The sequence below is a fragment of the Micromonospora xinjiangensis genome (assembly GCF_056150165.1).
On sequence record NZ_JAXCFO010000002.1, the window covers coordinates 642,147 to 661,737 of the forward strand.

A 19,591-nucleotide genomic window follows, 5' to 3' on the forward strand; every position below is an offset into this window, starting at 1 on the left:
CTCAGAGGGTCGGGAGCTTGGGCTCGACCCAGCCGGTCTCGGTCAGATGGTGCAGGACGGCCTGGACGGCCTCCTCCACGGTGAGGTGGCTGGTGTCCACCACCAGGTCGGCGTCGGTGGGCTCCTCGTACGGGTCGTCGATGCCGGTCATCCCGGTGAGCAGGCCGGCGCGCGCCCGCGCGTACAGGCCCTTGCGGTCGCGCCGCTCGCAGACCTCCAGCGGGGTGGCGACGTGCACCAGCAGGAAGCCCGCCCCGGCGGCGAACGCCATCTGCCGGGCGGTGGCCCGCGCCGCCGCGTACGGGGCGATGGGGCAGCAGATCGCGACACCACGGTGGCGGGCGATCTCGGCGGCCACCCAGCCGATCCGGCGCACGTTCAGGTCCCGGTCGGCCTTGCTGAAGCCGAGCCCGGCGGAGAGCTCCCGGCGCACCACGTCCCCGTCGAGCAGGGTCACCGTCCGGTCGCCGCTCTCGCGCAGCGCGTCGGACAGCCCCCGGGCGATGGTCGACTTGCCCGACCCGGAGAGCCCGGTCAGGAAGACGACCAGGCCGCGGTGCCGGCGCGGCGGCCGGGCGCGGGCCAGCTCCTTGGCCACGGCGGGCGGGGTGTGCCACTCGGGCAGCGGGAAGCCCCGGTCCAGCAGGTCGTCGATCTCCTCCTGGGTCAGCGCGAGGCGCCGGTTGCGCGGCGGGATGTCCTCCCGCCACCGCCACTGCCCGTCTCGGTTGTCGTAGGCCAGCTCCCGCGGCACCAGCACCCGTAGCCCGGCACCGGAGAGCATCTCGCCGGTGGAGAGGAGGTGGGTGACGCCGTACGCGGCCGACACCCGGGCCCGCAGCAGTGCGTCGCTGATCTCGTCGGGCCGCCGGGACAGCGGCACGGCGACCAGGGTCGCGGGCGGCATCCGGTCCCGTGCGGCGAACACGGCGCGCACCAGCGACTCGGGCGGCAACTCACCGTTGCCGTCCTCACCGACGGGGATCAGGACCAGCAGGTGGGCGCCGAGGGTGCGCACGGCGTGCGCGATCTGGGCGAGCTGCGGCCGGTGCAGCGGTCGGTCGGCGATCACCCCGAGCACCCGGCCCGGTGGCAGCAGGGCACGGACCTCCTCGGGGTCGCGGCGCAGCCGCTGGAACGGCCCGTGGGTGCCGTCGCCCAGCCGGTGCACGGCGCCGCCGACGCCCGCCACCCCGTCGCGGACCGGCCACGCGTCGGCCACGTCCAGTGCGGCCATCGGGGCGCCCTCGCCGTCGGTGAGCACCAGCGTGCGGCGGGCCGGGTCGCGCGGGTCGAGCCCGTTGGCGAGTGCCACCGGCACCTGGAGGGTCACCGGGACCTGCCACGGGGCGCCGTCGGCGAGCCGGCCACGACGGCTGACCGAGACCAGGTCGGCCCGGGTCATGAAGCCGGTCAGCGGGGTGTAGGCCCCGGTCAGCAGCAACTCCAGGTCGGCCAGCTCCCCGGGGCGCGGCGTGTACGCCGGTGCGTCACGGAGTATCTCGTCGGGCAGTGTCCACCCGTTGTTCATCACACCCCCACTCGCTGGCCGGCACACAGTTTCGCAGTAGACCGGCGATCGGTCGAGGGCGCCACTCCACTACCGAGACCCGACGGGAGCGGTGATCGTCGAATTTCGGGTTGCCCGGCGCGACGCCGAGCGCGGCGGGGAAGCGCGGACCTTAGGGGACGGGTCCGGCGGAGTTCAGGGGCGCGCCCGGGGCGCGGCAGGTCCCGCGACACGCCCGGACTGCCTACGCTGGGCGCGTGACACTGATCGCGACCGAGTCGCTGACCAAGACGTACGGGGGTGGGGTCACGGCGCTGGCCGACCTCACCGTCGCGGTCGAGCCGGGGATCATCGGGTTGGTCGGCGCGAACGGCGCCGGCAAGTCGACCCTGATCAAGATCCTGCTCGGCCTGCTCGCACCCACCAGTGGCCGGGTCCGGGTGCTGGGCCTCGACCCGACCACCGACTCGGCCGCCGTCCGCGCCCGGGTCGGCTACATGCCCGAACACGATGCCCTTCCGCCCGACCTGAGCGCCGCCGAGCTGGTCACCCACCTCGGGCGGATCAGCGGGCTGCCGCGGACGGTCGCCCGGGAGCGGGCCTCCGAGGCGCTGCGGCACGTCGGGCTCTACGAGGAGCGCTACCGCCCGGTGGGCGGCTACTCCACCGGCATGAAGCAGCGCGTGAAGCTCGCCCAGGCGCTGGTGCACGACCCCGACCTGCTGCTGCTCGACGAGCCGACCAACGGCCTCGACCCGGCCGGCCGCGACGCGATGCTGGCCCTGGTGCACCGCATCGGCACCGAGTTCGGCATCTCGGTGCTGGTCTGCTCGCACCTGCTCGGCGAGGTGGAACGGATCTGCGACACCCTGGTCGCCATCGACGGCGGCCGGCTGCTGCGGGCCGACCACATCTCGGCCATGACGTCGGCCACCGACGTGCTCGCCGTCGAGGTGAGCGAGGGCACCGAGGAGCTGGCCGCCCGTCTCGCCGCGCTCCAGCTTCCCGTCCGGCGCGACGGGCGGCTGCTGCTCGTCGAGCTGGCCGACGACGCCACCTACGACCTGATCCTCGGCGCGGTCGCCGAGCTGGACCTGCCGCTGCACCGGTTGGACCAGCGCCGGCACCGGGTGGCCGAGCTGTTCGCCACGAGGGAGCCCAGCCATGTCTGAGCCGACCGGCGTCATCCACGACATCGGCTACCAGCGCTACACCGGCCCCCGGCTGGGGCGCCGGGCGGTGTTCGGGGCGCTCTACCTGCACGGCCTGCGGACCGCGTTCGGGTTCGGTCGCAGCGCCAAGGCCAAGATCTTCCCCTGGCTGGTGGTCGGCATCGTCACCATCGTTGCCGCCGGCGCCACGGCCGTCCGTAGCCAGATCGGCGAGGTCGTGCTGACCTACGCCCAGTTCGCCGACAACATGAGCTGGCTGGTCATCTTCTTCGTGGCGGTGGTCGCGCCCGAGCTGGTCTCCCGGGACCTGCGCAGCGGGGTGCTCCCGCTCTACTTCTCCCGCCCGCTGCCCCGCTCCGACTACCCGATGGCCAAGCTGCTGGCCATGATGACCGCGCTCTGGCTGCTGCTCGGCGGGCCACAGCTGGTGATGTTCCTGGGTGCCGCGTTCACCACCGACGAGGGGATGCGCGGGGTGTGGAACGAGGTGTTCGACCTGTTGCCGGGCCTGCTCTACGCCGGGCTCTGGGCGGTGGTGTTCGCCTCGGTCGGCCTGCTGGTCGCGTCCCTCACCGGCAAGCGGGCGTTCGCGGCCGGCGGGATCGTGGCGGTGTTCCTCATGACCACCCCGATCGTCGGCACGCTGTCGATCATGCCGTCCCGGACGCTGAACGAGCTGGCCGGGCTCGCCTCGCCGTCCACGCTGGTGCAGGGCGTCGGGGTGTGGTCCCTCGGCGACCTGCTGGTCACCGAGGGCGGCGCCGCCGCCCACTCGCTGATCGGCGGCTTCGGCCCGGTCTACGCGGTCGCCGCCGTGCTGCTGGTGGCCGCCTGCGTCGCCCTGCTGCTGCTGCGATACCGGAAGGTGGCCGCCCGATGACCACGACGAGCGTCGAGAACACCGCGGTGGCCGGCGCCGCCGCGACCAGCACCCTGGACCTGGCCGGCGTCTCCCGCTGGTACGGCAACGTGGTCGCGGTCAACGACGTGAGCATGAGCCTCGGCCCGGGTGTCACCGGGTTGCTCGGCCCGAACGGCGCGGGCAAGACCACCCTGCTGCACATGATGGCCGGCTTCCTCGCCCCGTCGCGCGGCACGGTGACCCTCGACGGCGCCCCGACCTGGCGCAACCCCGACGTCTACCGGCGACTCGGCCTGGTCAGCGAACGGGAGGCGGTGCACACCTTCCTGAGCGCGTACGAGTTCGTGCTGGCCAGCGCGAAGCTGCACCGGCTGCCCGACCCGCAGGAGGCGGCCCGCCGGGCCATCGCCCTCGTGGAGATGGAGAGCGCGCAGGACCGGCGGATCGGCACCTACTCCAAGGGCATGCGGCAGCGGGCCCGGGTGGCCGCGGCGCTGGTGCACGACCCGCAGGTGCTGCTGCTCGACGAGCCGTTCAACGGCATGGATCCGCGCCAGCGGCTGCACATGATGGAACTGCTGCACCGCCTCGGTGACGCGGGCCGGACGATCCTGTTCAGCTCGCACATCCTCGAGGAGGTCGAGCAGGTCTCCGGCACGGTCCAGGTGATGGTCGCCGGCCGGCTGGCCGCGTCCGGCGACTTCCGTACGATCCGCCGGCTGATGACCAACCGGCCGCACGTGTTCGCGGTGCGCTCCACCGACGACCGGGCGTTGGCCGTCGCACTGATGGCGGAGCCCTCGGTGACCGGTGTGGAGTTGGGTCGCGGCGGTCTGACGGTGCGGGCCGGCGACTACGGCGCCTTCACCCGGGCGCTGCCCCGGATCGCGCTGACGAAGGGCATCCGGGTCCGGCAGCTGGTGCCCGAGGACGAATCCCTGGAGAGTGTCTTCTCCTACCTGGTGGAGGCTTGAGGCTGAGATGTCTACCGTTTCCTGGATCACCGCGCGGGGACTCTTCGGCCGCCGCCGCTTCCTGATCCTCTTCCCGCTTCCCGTGGTGCTGGTGCTGCTCGCCGTGCTCTCCCGTGGCCTCGGTGTGGATCCCGGCGAGTGGGGGCCGCCGGTCCTGGTCGGGCTCGGGCTGGCCGTGGTGCTCCCGGTGGTCGCGCTGATCGTCGGCACCGGCGTGCTCGGCGCGGAGATCGACGACGGCACGGTGGTGCACATCCTCACCAAGCCGCTGCCGCGCTGGCAGATCGTGCTGCCGAAGCTCGCGGTGGCGACCGGGGTCACCGCGGTCACCGTCGCCGTGCCCATCTACGTCGCGGGCGTGCTGGCCCATTCGGTACGTCTCGGTCTGGGGCTCGCCGCCGCCGCGTGCGTCGGCGCGCTGGCGTACTCGGCGCTGTTCCTGGCGCTCAGCCTGCTCACCCGGCGACCGGTGCTGCTCGGGCTCGTCTACGTGCTGATCTGGGAGGGCCTGCTCGGCAACTTCGTGAGCGGCACCAAGGTGCTCTCCGTCCAGCAGTACGTCATCGCCCTCGCCGACCGGATCGCCCCGAGCGGGCTGTTGGAGGCCGACGTCTCGGTGCCGGTGGCGGCGGTGATGAGCGTCCTGATCAGCGTCGGCTTCACCGTGCTGGCGATCGACCGGCTGCGCTCGTTCAGCGTCGCCGGCGAGACGAGCTGACGCCCGTCCGACCAGAGGAGGCCCCCGCCGACCGGACGCGTCGGCGGGGGCCTCCTGCTGGCGGGGAACTCCCGCTGGCCGGAACGCTGGCGGGAACTCCTGCTGACCGGCCCTGCGAAGGTAGGGCTGGCCGGATGGACCGGGCCGGCGCGGTCGGCGAGGCTGGACACGTGAGTGCGGAAGTGGGACAGATCATGGCGGGACGGGCGTCGTACCCGGGTGCCGGGCGGCACTGGCTGGTCAGCCTGGCGGTGGCCGGGCTGGCCGCCGCGGCGGTCACCACGATCGCCCGCAGCAGCGGGCACTTCCACTGGTGGGCCGGGTTCGTGCTGATCCCCGGCGCGCTGATCGCGGCCAGCGGCGGCCCGCTGCTGGCCCGCGGCGGTGGCCGGGCGTTCGCCGGATACGTGGTCGCGTGCGCCGGCACCCTGGTCTTCACCACCGGCGCGCTGCTCATGTTCGGCGTGATGGGGCGCGGTTGGCCCGCCATGATCATGGTCCCGTGCCTGGCGGTCGCCGGCACCTACGTGTGGCGACCGGCGCACCCGCTGGCCCGGGGGCTGCACCGGGCGGTGGCGCTGCTCGGGCTGGCCGGCGTGCTGCTCGGCGCGACGTTCCAACTGATCGTCCTCGACGTGGTGGACTTCGGTGACGTCGGCTGGTGGGGTGCCTTCCTGATGCTGGCCGGGGTGATCGTGCTCGGCAACGCGGTCGAGCTGACCCGCCACCGGATGCCGTACCGGCTCCAGGCGATCACCCTGCTCGTGGGGCCGGCCGTGGTCGCCTTCCTGCTGGGCCTGCGCTTCCTGCGCGGCTGGTGACCGCCGGACCACCCCGGGCCCGCACCACAGGGATGTGCCGCCTCGCGCGATGTCGAGGCGGCACAGTCCCTGAGCGCGTCCGGAGCCCGTCTCCGGGCGTCGCACGCGGGCCGGTCCGTCAGAACGCGGACGCGATCACCAGTTCCGTGGTGCGGTCGGGGAGCATGTCCAGCTTGCCGATCCGGCCGGCGGCCCGCAGGTCGTCGGAGACGAGCGTGAGCTTCTCCAGCAGCGCCGCCGGGCCGAGCGCCTCGGCGAGCGGCACCTCCGCCCGCATCGAGAGCTTCCGCTCGGACTTGGCCCGTCGCACCTGGCTGAGCGCGTCACCGGCGATCCGGAGCAGCTCCGGGTCACCCTCGCCCTCGATCGCCCGGCCCACCTCGTGGGTGGTCGGCCACGGCGCACGGTGCACCGAGCCGTACCGCCACCAGGACCAGACCTCCTCGGTGACGAACGGCAGCACCGGGGCGAAGAGCCGCAACTGCACCGAGAGGGCGCTGGCCAGCGCGGCGCGGGCCGAGGCGGCCCCCGGCCCGGTGCCGTACGCGCGTTCCTTGACCAGCTCGATGTAGTCGTCGCAGAACCGCCAGAAGAACGCCTCCGTGGCCAGGAGCGCGGCGGTGTGGTCGTACGCCTCCAGTGCGGTCGTCGCGGCGGTGACCACGGCGGAGAGCTCCGCGAGCATGGCCCGGTCCAGCGGCTCGCCCGCGGCGGTGCGCAACGAGTCGGCGGCACCCAGCCCGAGGACGAACTTCGACGCGTTGAGCACCTTGGTGGCGAGCCGCCGGCCGACCTTGATCTGAGCCGGGTCGTAGGCCAGGTCCATGCCGGGCTTGCCGTTCGCCGCCCAGTACCGCACGGCGTCGGAGCCGTTCTGCTCCAGCAGCGCCATCGGGGTGACCACGTTCCCCTTGGACTTGGACATCTTCTTCCGGTCCGGGTCGAGGATCCAGCCGGACAGCTCCGCGTCCCGCCAGGGGAGCACGCCGTGCTCCAGGTGCGACCGGACGACCGTGGAGAAGAGCCAGGTGCGGATGATGTCGTGCCCCTGCGGGCGCAGGTCCATGGGGAAGACCAGGGCGAACAGCTCCGGGTCGGTCTCCCACCCGCCCACGATCTGCGGGGTCAGCGACGAGGTGGCCCAGGTGTCCAGCACGTCCGGGTCGCCCACGAAGCCGCCGGGCTGGCCGCGCTGGGACTCGTCGTAGCCCGGGGGCGCGTCGGTGGACGGGTCGATGGGCAGCGCGGACTCGTCCGGCGTGAGAGGGTGGGTCCAGTCCGGCTCGCCAGCGTCGTCGAGCCGGTACCACACCGGCACCGGCACGCCGAAGAAGCGCTGCCGGCTGACCAGCCAGTCACCGGTGAGCCCGCCCACCCAGTGCTCGTAGCGGTGCCGCATGTGCTCCGGCACCCAGCGCAGCTCCCGGCCACGGGCCAGCAGCTCCTCCCGCAGCCGCGGGTCGCGCCCGCCGTTGCGCAGATACCACTGCCGGGTGGAGACGATCTCCAGCGGCCGGTCGCCCCGCTCGTAGAACTTCACCGGGTGCGTGATCGGCCGCGGCTCGCCGACCAGGTCACCCGCGTCGGCGAGCATGCCGACGATCTCCCGGCGGGCGCCGTTGACGGTCTGCCCGGCCAGCGCCGCGTACGGCTCGGCCGGCACGCCGCTCGGGGCCTCGGGCAGCAGCCGGCCGTCCCGGCCGATCACCACCCGCGTCTCCAGCCGCAGCTCCCGCCACCAGGTCACGTCGTTGAGGTCGCCGAACGTGCAGACCATGACGATCCCCGTGCCCTTGCCGGGGTCGGCGAGCGGGTGCGCGTGCACCGGCACCTCCACCCCGAACAGCGGGCTGCGGACGGTGCCGCCCACGAGGTCGGCGTACCGCTCGTCGTCCGGGTGGCAGACCAGCGCCACGCAGGCCGGCAGCAGCTCCGGGCGGGTGGTGTCGATGAGCACCTGGCGCCGGCCCGGCCCGGTGAAGCGCAGCCGGTGGTAGGCGCCCGGGCGTTCCCGGTCCTCCAGCTCGGCCTGCGCCACGGCGGTGGCGAAGCCGACGTCCCAGAGCGTCGGCGCCTCCGCCTGGTACGCCTCGCCGCGGGCCAGGTTGCGCAGGAACGCCCGCTGGCTGGTGGCCCGGGCCACCCGGCCGATCGTCGTGTAGGTCAGCGACCAGTCCACCGACAGGCCGAGCCGCCGCCAGAGCGCCTCGAAGACCTGCTCGTCGGCGACGGTGAGCCGCTCGCAGAGCTCGATGAAGTTGCGGCGGGAGATCGGGGTCGGGTTCTTCCGGGCCTCGTCGCCGACGGGGGTGGCCGGTGGCCGCCAGGCCGCGTCGTAGGGCAGCTCCGGGTCACAGCGCACCCCGTAGACGTTCTGCACCCGCCGCTCGGTCGGGAGGCCGTTGTCGTCCCAGCCCATGGGGTAGAAGACCGTCCGCCCCCGCATGCGCTGGAACCGGGCGACGATGTCGGTGTGCGTGTACGAGAACACGTGCCCCATGTGCAGCTCGCCCGACACGGTCGGCGGCGGGGTGTCGATGGAGTAGACGTCCTCCCGGCGGCCGCCGCGGCCCGGCGCGCGCGTCGCCGCGCCAGGGGCGGGTACGGCCGGCCTCGGCCGGTCGAACGCGTACGTGCCCTCCTCCTGCCAGCGGCGCGCCCAGGTCTCCTCGATGCCGTCCAGGGTCGGACGCTCGGGGACGCCGGCGCGGGCCGTCCTCGCCGTATCGGTCATCCTGCGATGGTAGGCAGCCGCCAACGGCCGGACCACGGCATAACGCCGTGCCACGATGGAATTCGTGCCGACGCTTCCGCTCCACCCCGACGAGCTGCTCACCACCACCCGTACGGTCCGCCGGCGGCTGGACCTGACCCGGCCGGTGCCGATGGAGCTGGTCCGCGAGTGTCTGGAGATCGCGCTCCAGGCGCCCACCGGCTCGAACCGCCAGGGGTGGCACTTCGTGGTGGTGACCGACCCGATGCTGCGGGCCGAGATCGGCCTGCTCTACCAGCGGGCGGTGCACGCCTACCTGGCGTCGGAGGCGTCGGCCGCCAAGCTCTTCCCGGGCGACCCGGCCCGGGCGGCCGTGCAGCGCCGGGTGGGTGAGAGCGTGGCGTGGCTCGGGGACCGGATGGGTCAGGTGCCGGTGCTGCTGGTGCCCTGCCTTCGCCTCGACGGCGGCGGTGAGCTGGCCTCCGGCAACCAGGCCGGGCTGTGGGGGTCGCTGCTGCCGGCGGTGTGGAGCTACATGCTCGCCGCGCGGGCGCGCGGTCTCGGCACCGCCTGGACGAGCCTGCACCTGGTGTACGAGGCGGAGGTCGCCGAGCTGCTCGGCCTCCCCGAGGAGGTGCGCCAGGCGGCGCTGGTCCCCACCGCGTGGTACACGGGGGACGGCTTCCGGCCGGCGACGCGCCAGCCGCTCGACGAGGTGCTGCACGTCGACCGCTGGTGAGCCGACTCAGCGCAGGGACTCCCGCCACTGGCGGTGCAGCGCCGCGTACCGGCCACCGGCGCGCGCGAGCCGGTCGGGTGCGCCGTCCTCCACGATCCGCCCGCCGTCGAGCACCAGCACCCGGTCGGCGATCTCCACGGTGGAGAGGCGGTGGGCGATGACCAGCGCCGTGCGGTCCCGCAGGATGGTGCCGAGCGCCCGCTGCACGAGCCGCTCCGTCGGCACGTCCAGCGACGAGGTCGCCTCGTCGAGCACCAGCACCGTCGGGTCGGCGAGGAACGCCCGCGCGAACGCGACCAGCTGGCGCTGCCCCGCGGACAGCCGCCCGCCGCGCCGGTGCACCTGGGTGGCGTACCCGTCGGGGAGGGCCGCGATGAACTCGTGGGCGCCCACCGCCCGCGCGGCCGCCCGCACCGCGCCGTCGTCGGCGTCCGGGCGGCCGAACCGGATGTTCTCCTCGACGGTGCCGGTGAACAGGTGGTTCTCCTGCGTCACCAGCACCACCGCGCGGCGCAGGTCGGCGTCGGCCAGGTCGCGCAGGTCGACGCCGCCCAGGCTGACCGTTCCGGCGTCCGGGTCGTGGAACCGGGCCACGAGCTTCGCGATGGTCGACTTGCCGGCGCCGGTCGGCCCGATCAGCGCCACGGTCTGCCCGGCCGGCACGGCCAGCTCCAGGTCGGCGAGGATCGGCGTTCCCGGGCGGTAGCCGAAGGAGACCGCGCGGAACCGCAGCTCCCCGCGGCCCGGGCCGCCCGGCAGCGGCACGGCCCGGGCCGGCTCGGCCACCGCCGGCCGCTCGTCGAGCACGCCGGCGAGCTTCTCCAGCGCCGCGGTGGCCGACTGCAACGAGTTGTAGAACTGGCTCAGCTCCTGCATCGGTTCGAAGAACCGGCGCAGGTAGAGCAGGAACGCGGCGAGCACGCCGATCTGGGTCTGCCCGCCGAGCACCCGCCAACCGCCGTAGCAGAGCACGGCGGCCACCGTCACGTTGCCGATCACCTTGATGCCGGGCGAGTAGGTGGCGATCAGCCGGAACGCGTGCAGGCTGGCACGGCGGTAGTCGTCGCTGAGCGCCTCGAAGATGCGCTGGTTACGCGGCTCCCGCCGGTACGCCTGCACCGCCCGGATGCCGCGCATGGACTCCACGAAGTGGACGATCACGAGGGCCACCGCCTCGCGGGTGCGCCGGTACGCCCCCGCCGACGCCCGCGCGAACCAGCGGGAGAGCCAGAACAGGAACGGGAAGGCGAGCAGGGTCACCCCGGCCAGGGGCGGGTCCAGCCAGAGCAGGACGGCGGCCACCGAGACGATGGAGATCACGGCGAGCACGAGGTTGTCGATGCCGCCGTCGACGAGTTCGGCGATCGAGTCGACGTCGCTGGTGAGCCGGGAGACCACCCGGCCGGACGTGTACCGCTCGTGGAAGGCGACCGAGAGGCGCAGGAAGTGCGCGTACACCCGGCGGCGGAGGTCGAGCAGGACGGCCTGGCCGATCCGCGCGGAGAGCGTGAGGAAGCCGCGGCGGGCGACGTACTCGGCCAGCGCCGCCGCCCCGAACGCCCCGGCCACGGCGATCAGCGGGCCGGGGTCGCCCGCCCGCAGCGGTGCGATGCCCCGGTCGATGCCGAGCATGACCAGGTACGGGCCGGCCATCGCGGCACCGTTCTGGGCGAGCAGCAGCGCGACCACCCCGGCGAGCCGCCGGCGGTGGGGGCGCAGCAGGTCGCCCAGGAGCGCCCGGCTGCGGGCGCGCAGCCGGGCGACCGCCTCCGGCGTGGCCTCCTCGGCGTGACTGCGGTCCGCCTCCGGGTCGGTGGCCTGCCCCCGCCACCGGTCGAGCTCCGCCTCGCCGCCGCCGGCCGCGGGCCGTGGGCGGGGCACCCTGGCCGTCACGACCGCACCAGCCCCTGCCCGTCCGGCGCCGCGCCGGAGGCCGGCCCGGTCCCGGCGTCCGTCGCCGGCGCGGCCGGCGCCGCGGGCGGGCGCGGCGGTTCGGCGCTGAGCAGCTCCCGGTACGCCGGAACGGTGGCGAGCAGGTCGGAGTGGCGGCCGACGGCGACGATCCGCCCGTGTTCGAGCAGCGCCACCCGATCGGCGAGCGCGATGGTCGACGGCCGGTGCACGACGAGCAACGCGGTGATTTCCCGCAGCACCCGCTTCAGCGCCGCCTCCACCAGCGCCTCGGTCTGCACGTCGAGGGCGGAGAGCGGGTCGTCGAGGACGAGTAGCGCGGGCCGGCCGAGCACCGCGCGGGCCAGCGCGAGCCGCTGCCGCTGCCCGCCGGAGAGCGAGAGTCCTTGCTCTCCCACCCGCGTCCCGAGCCCCCACGGCAGGTCGTACGCGAAGTCGGCCTGCGCGAGCGCGAGTGCGGCCCGCACCTCGTCCTCGCCCGCGTCGGGGCGGCCCAGCGTGAGGTTCTCCCGCACGGACATGGAGAAGAGGGTGGGCTCCTCGAACGCCACGCCGACGAGCCGGCGCAGCGAGTCCAGCCGCAGCGCGCGCAGGTCGTGCCCGTCCAGGGTGATCCGGCCGCCGGTCACGTCGTGCAACCGGGGCACCAGCGAGAGCAGCGTGCTCTTGCCGCAGCCCGTCGCGCCGACCAACGCCAGCGTCTCACCCGGTTCGACGGTCAGGTCCACCTCCCGCAGCACCGGTTCCGCGGTGCCCGGGTAGGCGAACGACACCCGCTCGAACCGCAGCCGCCCCCGCACCGCCGGGCGGGACAGGGCGATCGCGCCCGGGGCGTCGACGATCCGCGGCGGAGTGTCCAGCACCTCCTGGACCCGGTCCGCGGCGGTCGCCGCCTCCTGCCCGTTCGCGATGATCCAGCCCAGTGACTGCACCGGCCAGGTCAGCATGAGCTGGAGGCTCACGAAGGCGACCAGCTCGCCGAGGGTGAGGACGCCCTGCGCGACGGCGGCCGCCCCGGCGACCAGCACCGCCGCCAGCGTCAGGTTCGGCACCAGGTCGAGCAGGGCGGAGGTGCGGGCCAGCAGGCGGCCCTTGCCCACGCCGGTGTCGTGCAGCGCGCTCGTGGCGCCGCCGAACCGGGCCACCAGTTGCGGCCCCCGCCCGTACGCCCGCATCGTGCGCAGCCCCTGCGCGGTCTCCTCGACCAGCGTCGCCACGTCGCCCTGCTGGTCCTGCATCCGGCGGGACGCGGCGTGGTAGCGCCGCGCGAACCGGCGCGTGATCAGGAACAGGGGCACGGCGCTCGCGGCCACCAGCAGCCCGAGCGCCGGGTGCAGCCGGATGAGCAGCACCACCACGACCGCGTAGGTCAACAGGTTGAGGACGAGGAACAGCAGGCCGAACGAGAGGAACCGGCGGATCACCGACAGGTCGCCCGTGATCCGGGAGAGCAGCTGGCCGGACTGCCACCGGTCGTGGAAGCTCGCCGGCAGCCGTTGCAGGTGGGCGTAGATGTCGGCGCGCAGCGCGGCCTCCATGCCCACCGCGGACGAGGACTGCACCCACCGGCGGAGGAAGATCAGCACCGCCTCGGCGAGCCCCAGCAGCAGCGCCACTCCGCCGAGCTGGAGCAGGCCGACCGGGTCGTGCCGGGCCACCGGCCCGTCCACGACCCGTTGCACGACCAGCGGTACGGCGATGCCCGCCCCGGTGGCGGCCAGCGAGGCGGGCAGCAGCCAGGCGAACTCGACGGCGTACGGGCGCAGGTAGCGGCGCAGCCGCCAGAGGTTGTGCAGCGGGTGGGGGCCCGCGGCGACCCGGACGGCCGGGTCGCCCTCGCTCTCCGCAGGCACTACCCGACGGTAGCGTCAACTGCCGCCCCCACCGCTGTCAGCTTGCCGTCAGCTGTCGCTCATGACCGAGAAGCCACTTCTTCACGTCGAGGCCCCAGCGGTAGCCGCCCAACGTCCCGTCCGTGCGCAGCACCCGGTGGCAGGGCACGAAGAGGGCGGCCGCGTTGCGGGCACAGGCCGCCGCGGCGGCGCGGACCGCGAGGGGGCGGCCGGCGAGCCCCGCGAACGCGGTGTAGGTGACCGGGTCACCGGGCTTCACCTCGCGCAGCACCTGCCAGGCGTGCGCCATGAACTCGCCGCCGGTGTGCTGGACGACGGGCACCGGGTCGATCGCCGTGAGGTCACCGTCGAGGTAGGACCGTACGGCCCCGGTCACCGGGCCCAGGTCGGCGCGCTGTCGCAGCGACCCGCGCAGCGTCGGGTGCACCAGCGGCAGGAGGACCTCCGGGTCGGCGGTGAAGCCGGCGGCGCGGACGTCCCCGTCCGGCCCGGTCAGGATGCTCAGCGGGCCGGCCGGGGTGGCCAGCACCGCACTGTCGATCGTGGTCATGCCGCTCTCCAGAGTCGGATCACCGCGTACGACCGCCAGGGGCGCCAGCGGTCGGCGTACGCGTCGAGGGTCTTCGGGTCGTCGGGCAGGCCGAGCGCGGCCGCGCCGCGCCGGACCGCCAGGTCGGTGGGGAGCAGGACGTCCGGGTCGCCGAGCGCGCGCATCGCGACGTACCCGGCGGTCCAGGCGCCGATGCCGGGCAGCGCGACGAGCCGCCGGACGGTCTCCTCGCGGTCGCCGCCCGGTTCGAGGTCGAGGTCGCCGGCGGCCACCGCCCGGGCCAGCGACCGGATCGTCTCCCGCCGCCCGGCGGGCATGCGGAACGCCGAGTCCGGCAGCCCGGCGACCTCATCGGCGGACGGGAACGCGCGCAACACACCCGGCGCCGACCCGCCGCCCGCCAGGTCGTGCGGCTGCCCGGCCGGGCCGTCGTCGGAGCCGGCGTCCCGATCCGCTGGGCTCGGCGGCGCGGGGGTCAGCAGGCGGGTCAGGGTCGTGCGCGCGGCGGAGACCGAGACCTGTTGGCCGACGATCGCGCGTACCGCCATCTCGAAACCGTCCACCGAGCGGGGCAGCCGGATGCCCGGTTCGGCCGCGACCGCGGCGGCGAACGCAGGGTCGGCGGCGAGCGTGCCGTCGACGGCCTCCGGGTCCGCGTCGAGGTCGAGCAGGCGGCGGCCACGGGCCACCGCGGGGGCCAGGTCACGCATGTCGGTCAGCCGCAGGACCGCGGACACGTGCCCGTCCGCCGGGGTCAGCGTGATCTCGCCGGTGCCGTGCGGCAACCGCACCCCCCGGCGGTACGTGCCGTCGCGGACCTCCTCCATCCCGGGCAGCGCGCGCAACGCGAGGAAGTCCAGCAGCGCGGTGGCGTGCAGCGGCGGACGGTACGCGAGCCGGAGCGCGATCGTTCCCGCCCCGCCGGCCTCCCGGCGCCGGCCGCGTGCCTGGCGCAGCTCGGTCGGCGGTACGCCGTACACCTCCCGGACCGTGTCGTTGAACTGGCGTACGCTGCCGAACCCGGCGGCGAACGCGATCTCCGCCATGCCGAGGCCGGTCGTCTCGATCAGGATCCGGGCGGTCTGCGCCCGCTGGGCCCGGGCCAGCGAGAGCGGTCCGGCGCCCACCTCCGCGCGCAGCATCCGGTGCAGGTGTCGTTCCGTGTAGCCGAGCCGGGCCGCCAGTCCGGGCACGCCCTCCCGGTCGACCACACCGTCCGCGATCAGCCGCATCGCGCGGCCGACCACGTCGGCGCGGACGTCCCACTGGGGCGAGCCCGGCGCGGCGTCCGGCCGGCAGCGGCGGCAGGCGCGCAGCCCGGCGCGCTGCGCCGCCGCGGCGGACGGGAAGAACCGCACGTTCTGCCGCTTCGGGGTGGTCGCCGGGCAGGACGGCCGGCAGTAGATCCGCGTCGACGTCACGCCCGTGTAGAACCACCCGTCGAACCGCTGGTCACGGCTGTCGACCGCCCGATAACACCGTTCGAAGTCCAACTCCACGCCACCGATGATGCCCGCACGTCAGGGGCATCGGCTGGCGGGATTCGGACGCGGCCGTGCGGGGGCCCGCCCGGGCCCCGCGCGCGGCCGGACGGGTTCCTACCGGCCCCGCCGTCCGCCGAGCAGCGCCGGGCGGAACACGCCCTCCGGGTCGTACCGCTGCCACAGCTCGGCGACCCGCCTGCCGGTCTCGCCCGGATAGATCCGGTCGAAGGCCGCCCGGTCCGGCCGGCTCTCGAAGTTGACGTAGGCACCGTCGGCCCGGGCCGCGACGTTGCGGAACGCGCTGTCCAGCGCCGCCCCGCCGTGGGGCGGGAAGACCGTGCCGACGGCCAGGGTGTCCTGGTGCCGGTGCGGGTACGCGGTGGCGGCCGGGTCGACGTCGTTGACCGCGCCGCCGACCGACCGCAGCTGGACCAGGGTCTGGTGCGGGCCGGTGACCGCCCGCATGATCGCCCGGGCGGCGCCGTCGTCCATCGTCAGCAGGCCGTTCGTGGTGGTGCTCTGCTGCTGCCCGACGTTCGGGTGCAGGTGCGCCACCGGCACGAGGGCCGGGTAGGGGACGAGGTCGATCCGGTGGTCGAGCAGCTTGCCGATGGCGAGCAGCGGCTCGACGAGCGGCCGGGCCCGGCGCAGGCTCTCGGCGGCGGCCACCGCGGTGATCTGCATGACGGCCGACCGCCCGTACGGGAAGAGCACGGCCGCCGTGCTCAGCTCCCGGGGAGCCCGGGCCAGGTACTCGCCCCACGCCCGCACCGTGGCACCGTCCGGGCTCGCCTGGACGGCGAGCTGCGCCAGCCCGACGTTGCGCACCTCCATGGCCTCGATCTCGAACGCCACCACGATGCCGACGCCGGCACCGGCGCCGCGCACCACCCAGAACAGCTCGGGCTCGTGCTCGGCGTCGGCGCGCACCAGGCTGCCGTCCGCCAGCACCACCTCGACGGCCCGGACGTGGTCGATGGTCAGGCCGTAGCGGCGGACCAGCCAGCCGATGCCGCCCCCGGTGGCCAGGCCGCCCGCGCCCACGTTGCCGTGGTCGCCGGAGCTGATGGCCAGCCCGTACGGGGCCAGTGTCTTCGCGACCACGGCCCAGCGGGCGCCCGCCTCGACCCGGACCAGCCGGGACCGCTCGTCGAGCACCTCCACCCGGTTCAGGGCGGAGAGGTCGATGACCAGGCCGCCGTCGTTGGACGAGGTGCCGGCGAGGCCGTGGCCGCCGCTGCGGACGGCGATCGGCAGCCCGCGTTCGCGGGCGTACCGGACCGCGTCGACCACCTGCCGGGTGGTCTCGGGCAGCAGGACGCCGGCCGGGGAGTGCCGGGTGGTGTACGTGGAGCGCAGCATCGCGTACCGGCGGTCGCCGGGCGTGACGAGCTTGCCGCGCAGGGACTCGGGAAGGGTCAGTTCGTCGGTCATCGTTGCTCCCTGATCTCGCGCACCTGCTCGCGGACGGCCGGGACGACCCGGTCGGTGAACGCCCGCAGCTGGGAGCGGGGCGAGGTGATCGGCCAGAAGATGAACGTGTCGAAGCCGAGGTCGACCGCCCAGTGGGTCAGCGTGTCGACCCAGAGCTGGACGTCGCCGACCAGCCCGGTTCCGCCACCGCGCGGGCCGATCGCGCCGATGACGTTGTAGATCCGGCGTACGTCCGCCGGGTCGCGTCCCGCCTTCCGGGCCGCGTCGTCGATGATCTGCTGCCGCTGCGGCACCTCGGCGGGCGGCACGTAGATGTTGAGCGGTGAGATCCAGCCGTCGGCGTACCGGCCGGCGACGCTCAGCATGCGTGGCCGCTGGCCGCCCAGCCAGAGCGGCACCGGCGCCGGTGGCACGGGCCCACCCTGGTAGCCCTCGACGGTGTGCTGCTCGCCGACGTACCGGACGGCGTCACCGGCCAGGGCGCGGCGCATGATCTGCAAGCCTTCCGCCGTGTACGTGATGGTCTCCGCGCCGCTGCGACGCGGGCCGCCCATGGCGGCCACGGCGTCCGCGCTCGGGCCGCCGCCGACACCGAGGACGACGCGACCGCCGGTGAGCACGCTGAGCGACGCTCCGGCCTTGGCGAGCATGGTCGGCGGACGCAGTTGCAGGTCGGCCACGTCGGTCAGGAACGAGATCCGTTCGGTCTCGGCCGAGAGGTGGCTGATCAGCGTCCAGGTGTCCAGATGACCGGGTTGGTAGACGTGGTCCTGGATGGCGAGGTAGTCCAGGCCGCTCTCGGCGGCGGCCCGGGCCAGATGTCGCGTCTCGACCAGTTTCTCGGCGGACGGATCGAGGCTCAGACCGAAGGTGATGGGGTGCTGGTAGTCAGTCATGGCTCCAAGGGTGGGCACCGCAGCCGGAGTGGGCAAACCCGAGGTTAGCTACTAACATTTGGTAAGTGATGAGAGCGCAGATTGCCGCATTGCGGCACTTTCAGGACATCGACGACACGGGCTGCCGGGTCTTCCAGGACTCGCTGGAGCTGGTCGGCCGGCGGTGGACGGGCGCGATCCTCCTGGCCGGCGTGCGGGGAGCGCGTCGCTTCGGTGAATACCGCGGCGCCGTGCCCGGCATCTCCGACCGGCTGCTGGCCCAGCGCCTGAAGGAGCTGGAGTCCGACGGGCTGGTCGAGCGGACGGTGATCCCGTCCTCGCCGGTCCAGATCCGCTACGCCCCGACGGCCGACGGCCGCGAGCTGATGTCGCTCCTCCAGCCGCTGATCGACTGGAGCCACCGCCGGCGGGGCGGGCCCGTTCCGGCGCCCGGCGACGAGAGGGCCGACAGGTGACCCGCCGGGGCGCGGCCGACGGCTGATCCGCACCGGAGACGGCCGCCGTCCCGTGGCCGGTGGGTGACGTCCGTGCCGGTCCGGGCGGTTGCCACCCGTGCGGCCCGAAAGTGTCGGTAGTGGAGGGTACGGTCCGGCCACCAACTCAAGAAGGGGTGCGGCGATGGCGAGCGTGGCGGGTCGGCAACCGACGCGGAGCGAGCACCCTCCGCTGGACCGGGCCGTCCTCCAGGGCTTCTACCGGCGGATGCGGGCCGTGGCTCCGGCCGCCGTCGGCGCCATCGACCGCGACCGCGCCGGTGATCCCGGCTGCCCCTTCGCCGACACCGCCTGCGGCCGCCTCGTCCGTTCCCTCGACGACGCGGGGCTGCGGGCGCTCGGCATGTGGGCGCACCACTGGTGCATGCGGTTCTACGACGACGACACCCGCCCCGGCCTGCGCCTGGTCCGGGAGATCGCCAGCCGGCCCGGGCTCGGCTGGACGGCCGACGAGGTGCGCTGGATGCTCCGCGAGTCACGCGCGGCCGGCGCGGCGGCGGAAGACCGGTTCACCCTTCCGCACGCCGCGGCCCGCGAGCTTCCCCCGGGCGAGCTGTCACCCGACGAGCTGCCCCCCGTCCCGCTGGTGCCCCGCCAACGCCGCGGCTGACCGCACGGCGCGCGGCCGGAGGCGCCCCGGTCCGGCGGTGCCCCGGTCGGGCAGGATGGGCGACGGCTGTCACCGACGGAAGGACGAGCATGCCCGCCAGCGAACCGACCATCCTCGCCACCAGCATGGGTTTCTTCAGCCGCCGCCGCGGGCCGTACGACCTGCGGCCCGGGCCGGTCTTCGAGCTCGGCGCGGAGCTGGCGCAGGCGGGCCCGCAGCCCCGGATCTGCTTCCTCGGGCAGGCCGGTGGTGACCAGCCCACCACGTTGACCGCCCTCTACGGCGCGTTCGCCGACACCCGGTTCCGGATGTCGCACCTGGCGCTCTTCCCCATGCCGAACGTCGACGACATCCGCGCCCACCTGCTCGCCCAGGACGTGATCTGGGTGGGGGGCGGCAGCGTGGCCAACCTGGTGGCGGTCTGGCGGGTGCACGGGCTCGGGGAGATCCTGCACGAGTGCTGGCAGGCGGGGGTGGTGTTGGGCGGCGTCTCGGCCGGCTCGATCTGCTGGCACACGGGCGGGGCCACCGACAGCTACGGGCCGCGGCTGCGCGCGTTCACCGACGGGCTCGGCTGGCTGCCGTACGGCAACGGCGTGCACTACGACAGCGAGGAGCAGCGCCGGCCGCTCATCCACCGGCTGGTCGGTGAGGGCACCCTGCCCGTCTCGCACTGCACCGACGACGGCGTCGGGCTGGTCTACCGGGGCGACCGGCTGGTCGAGGCGGTCGCGGACCGGGAGGGCGTCTCGGCGTACGAGGTCCGCCGCACCGAGGACGGCACCGTGCGGGAGACGGTGATCACGCCGCGCCGGTTGCCGGACTGATCCCCGCGACACCGCACCACGTT

17 protein-coding genes are annotated in these 19,591 nt (G+C 74.4%); 9 read left to right on the top strand and 8 right to left on the bottom strand.

The features are described 5' to 3' along the window. Position 1 precedes the first annotated feature (1 nt). Positions 2–1,531, bottom strand: a complete 1,530-nt coding sequence (gene cysC, locus SM573_RS09860; protein WP_474615930.1) for an adenylyl-sulfate kinase — start codon at positions 1,529–1,531, stop codon at positions 2–4. A gap of 236 nt (positions 1,532–1,767) precedes the next feature. Here cysC and SM573_RS09865 point away from each other — a divergent pair, with 236 nt between their 5' ends. The 5 genes from SM573_RS09865 to SM573_RS09885 all read left to right on the top strand — a co-directional run bounded on the left by SM573_RS09865 (position 1,768) and on the right by SM573_RS09885 (position 6,057). Next, positions 1,768–2,682 carry an ABC transporter ATP-binding protein gene (locus SM573_RS09865; protein WP_474613608.1) on the top strand — a complete coding sequence of 305 codons (915 nt, stop codon included), beginning with the start codon at positions 1,768–1,770 and terminating at the stop codon, positions 2,680–2,682. Next, positions 2,675–3,562, top strand: coding sequence for an ABC transporter permease (locus SM573_RS09870; protein ID WP_474613609.1), 888 nt, complete (start codon positions 2,675–2,677; stop codon positions 3,560–3,562). The genes SM573_RS09865 and SM573_RS09870 overlap by 8 nt, the downstream gene beginning before the upstream one ends. Next, a complete protein-coding gene (locus tag SM573_RS09875; protein ID WP_474613610.1) occupies positions 3,559–4,518 on the top strand; it encodes an ABC transporter ATP-binding protein in 960 nt (319 codons plus the stop codon). Before SM573_RS09870 ends, SM573_RS09875 begins: the two co-directional genes overlap by 4 nt. A 7-nt stretch (positions 4,519–4,525) precedes the next feature. Further along, entirely contained in the window at positions 4,526–5,236 is a 711-nt protein-coding gene (locus SM573_RS09880) for an ABC transporter permease (RefSeq protein WP_474613611.1), read from the top strand. Between the two features lie 170 nt (positions 5,237–5,406). Beyond that, positions 5,407–6,057, top strand: coding sequence for a hypothetical protein (locus SM573_RS09885; protein ID WP_474613612.1), 651 nt, complete (start codon positions 5,407–5,409; stop codon positions 6,055–6,057). Positions 6,058–6,175: 118 nt separating this feature from the next. Here the strand turns inward: SM573_RS09885 and valS are convergent, their stop codons facing one another. Beyond that, a complete protein-coding gene (gene valS, locus SM573_RS09890) occupies positions 6,176–8,791 on the bottom strand; it encodes a valine--tRNA ligase (RefSeq protein WP_474615931.1) in 2,616 nt (871 codons plus the stop codon). 64 nt (positions 8,792–8,855) lie between these two features. Between valS and SM573_RS09895 the strand changes: the two genes are divergently transcribed. After that, positions 8,856–9,509: a nitroreductase family protein gene (locus SM573_RS09895; protein ID WP_474613614.1), complete on the top strand. Its 654-nt coding sequence runs from the start codon at positions 8,856–8,858 to the stop codon at positions 9,507–9,509. Between the two features lie 6 nt (positions 9,510–9,515). Here SM573_RS09895 and SM573_RS09900 read toward each other — a convergent pair whose 3' ends face one another. The 6 genes from SM573_RS09900 to SM573_RS09925 all read right to left on the bottom strand — a co-directional run bounded on the left by SM573_RS09900 (position 9,516) and on the right by SM573_RS09925 (position 17,637). Then, positions 9,516–11,402, bottom strand: a complete 1,887-nt coding sequence (locus tag SM573_RS09900; RefSeq protein ID WP_474615932.1) for an ABC transporter ATP-binding protein — start codon at positions 11,400–11,402, stop codon at positions 9,516–9,518. Further along, complete coding sequence (locus tag SM573_RS09905) at positions 11,399–13,273, bottom strand: ABC transporter ATP-binding protein (RefSeq protein WP_474615933.1); 1,875 nt, start codon at positions 13,271–13,273, stop codon at positions 11,399–11,401. The genes SM573_RS09900 and SM573_RS09905 overlap by 4 nt, the downstream gene beginning before the upstream one ends. Before the next feature lie 37 nt (positions 13,274–13,310). Next, on the bottom strand, positions 13,311–13,823 hold the full coding sequence (locus SM573_RS09910; protein WP_474613617.1) for a methylated-DNA--[protein]-cysteine S-methyltransferase: 513 nt from the start codon (positions 13,821–13,823) through the stop codon (positions 13,311–13,313). Next, positions 13,820–15,322, bottom strand: a complete 1,503-nt coding sequence (locus SM573_RS09915) for a DNA-3-methyladenine glycosylase 2 family protein (protein ID WP_474613618.1) — start codon at positions 15,320–15,322, stop codon at positions 13,820–13,822. Before SM573_RS09915 ends, SM573_RS09910 begins: the two co-directional genes overlap by 4 nt. A 99-nt stretch (positions 15,323–15,421) precedes the next feature. Further along, a complete protein-coding gene (locus tag SM573_RS09920) occupies positions 15,422–16,741 on the bottom strand; it encodes an FAD-binding oxidoreductase (RefSeq protein ID WP_474615934.1) in 1,320 nt (439 codons plus the stop codon). Further along, positions 16,738–17,637 (bottom strand): LLM class flavin-dependent oxidoreductase, encoded by a 900-nt coding sequence (locus SM573_RS09925; protein ID WP_474613620.1) that lies wholly within the window; start codon positions 17,635–17,637, stop codon positions 16,738–16,740. The genes SM573_RS09920 and SM573_RS09925 overlap by 4 nt, the downstream gene beginning before the upstream one ends. A gap of 68 nt (positions 17,638–17,705) precedes the next feature. Between SM573_RS09925 and SM573_RS09930 the strand changes: the two genes are divergently transcribed. From SM573_RS09930 to SM573_RS09940, 3 genes are all read left to right on the top strand, one after another. Further along, a complete protein-coding gene (locus SM573_RS09930) occupies positions 17,706–18,092 on the top strand; it encodes a winged helix-turn-helix transcriptional regulator (RefSeq protein ID WP_474613621.1) in 387 nt (128 codons plus the stop codon). Positions 18,093–18,255: 163 nt separating this feature from the next. Further along, complete coding sequence (locus tag SM573_RS09935) at positions 18,256–18,741, top strand: hypothetical protein (protein ID WP_474613622.1); 486 nt, start codon at positions 18,256–18,258, stop codon at positions 18,739–18,741. 89 nt (positions 18,742–18,830) lie between these two features. Further along, complete coding sequence (locus tag SM573_RS09940; RefSeq protein ID WP_474615935.1) at positions 18,831–19,568, top strand: Type 1 glutamine amidotransferase-like domain-containing protein; 738 nt, start codon at positions 18,831–18,833, stop codon at positions 19,566–19,568. The last annotated feature ends 23 nt before the right edge of the window (positions 19,569–19,591 follow it).

Excerpts from the sequence above, each read along its gene's own strand:
- SM573_RS09875 (WP_474613610.1), top strand. The coding sequence starts at position 3,559 with ATGACCACGACGAGCGTCGAGAACACCGCGGTGGCCGGCGCCGCCGCG.
- SM573_RS09935 (WP_474613622.1), top strand. The coding sequence starts at position 18,256 with ATGGCGAGCGTGGCGGGTCGGCAACCGACGCGGAGCGAGCACCCTCCG.
- SM573_RS09925 (WP_474613620.1), bottom strand. The coding sequence starts at position 17,637 with ATGACTGACTACCAGCACCCCATCACCTTCGGTCTGAGCCTCGATCCG.
- SM573_RS09870 (WP_474613609.1), top strand. The coding sequence starts at position 2,675 with ATGTCTGAGCCGACCGGCGTCATCCACGACATCGGCTACCAGCGCTAC.
- valS (WP_474615931.1), bottom strand. The coding sequence starts at position 8,791 with ATGACCGATACGGCGAGGACGGCCCGCGCCGGCGTCCCCGAGCGTCCG.
- SM573_RS09930 (WP_474613621.1), top strand. The coding sequence starts at position 17,706 with ATGAGAGCGCAGATTGCCGCATTGCGGCACTTTCAGGACATCGACGAC.
- SM573_RS09940 (WP_474615935.1), top strand. The coding sequence starts at position 18,831 with ATGCCCGCCAGCGAACCGACCATCCTCGCCACCAGCATGGGTTTCTTC.
- SM573_RS09880 (WP_474613611.1), top strand. The coding sequence starts at position 4,526 with ATGTCTACCGTTTCCTGGATCACCGCGCGGGGACTCTTCGGCCGCCGC.
- cysC (WP_474615930.1), bottom strand. The coding sequence starts at position 1,531 with ATGAACAACGGGTGGACACTGCCCGACGAGATACTCCGTGACGCACCG.
- SM573_RS09920 (WP_474615934.1), bottom strand. The coding sequence starts at position 16,741 with ATGACCGACGAACTGACCCTTCCCGAGTCCCTGCGCGGCAAGCTCGTC.
- SM573_RS09910 (WP_474613617.1), bottom strand. The coding sequence starts at position 13,823 with ATGACCACGATCGACAGTGCGGTGCTGGCCACCCCGGCCGGCCCGCTG.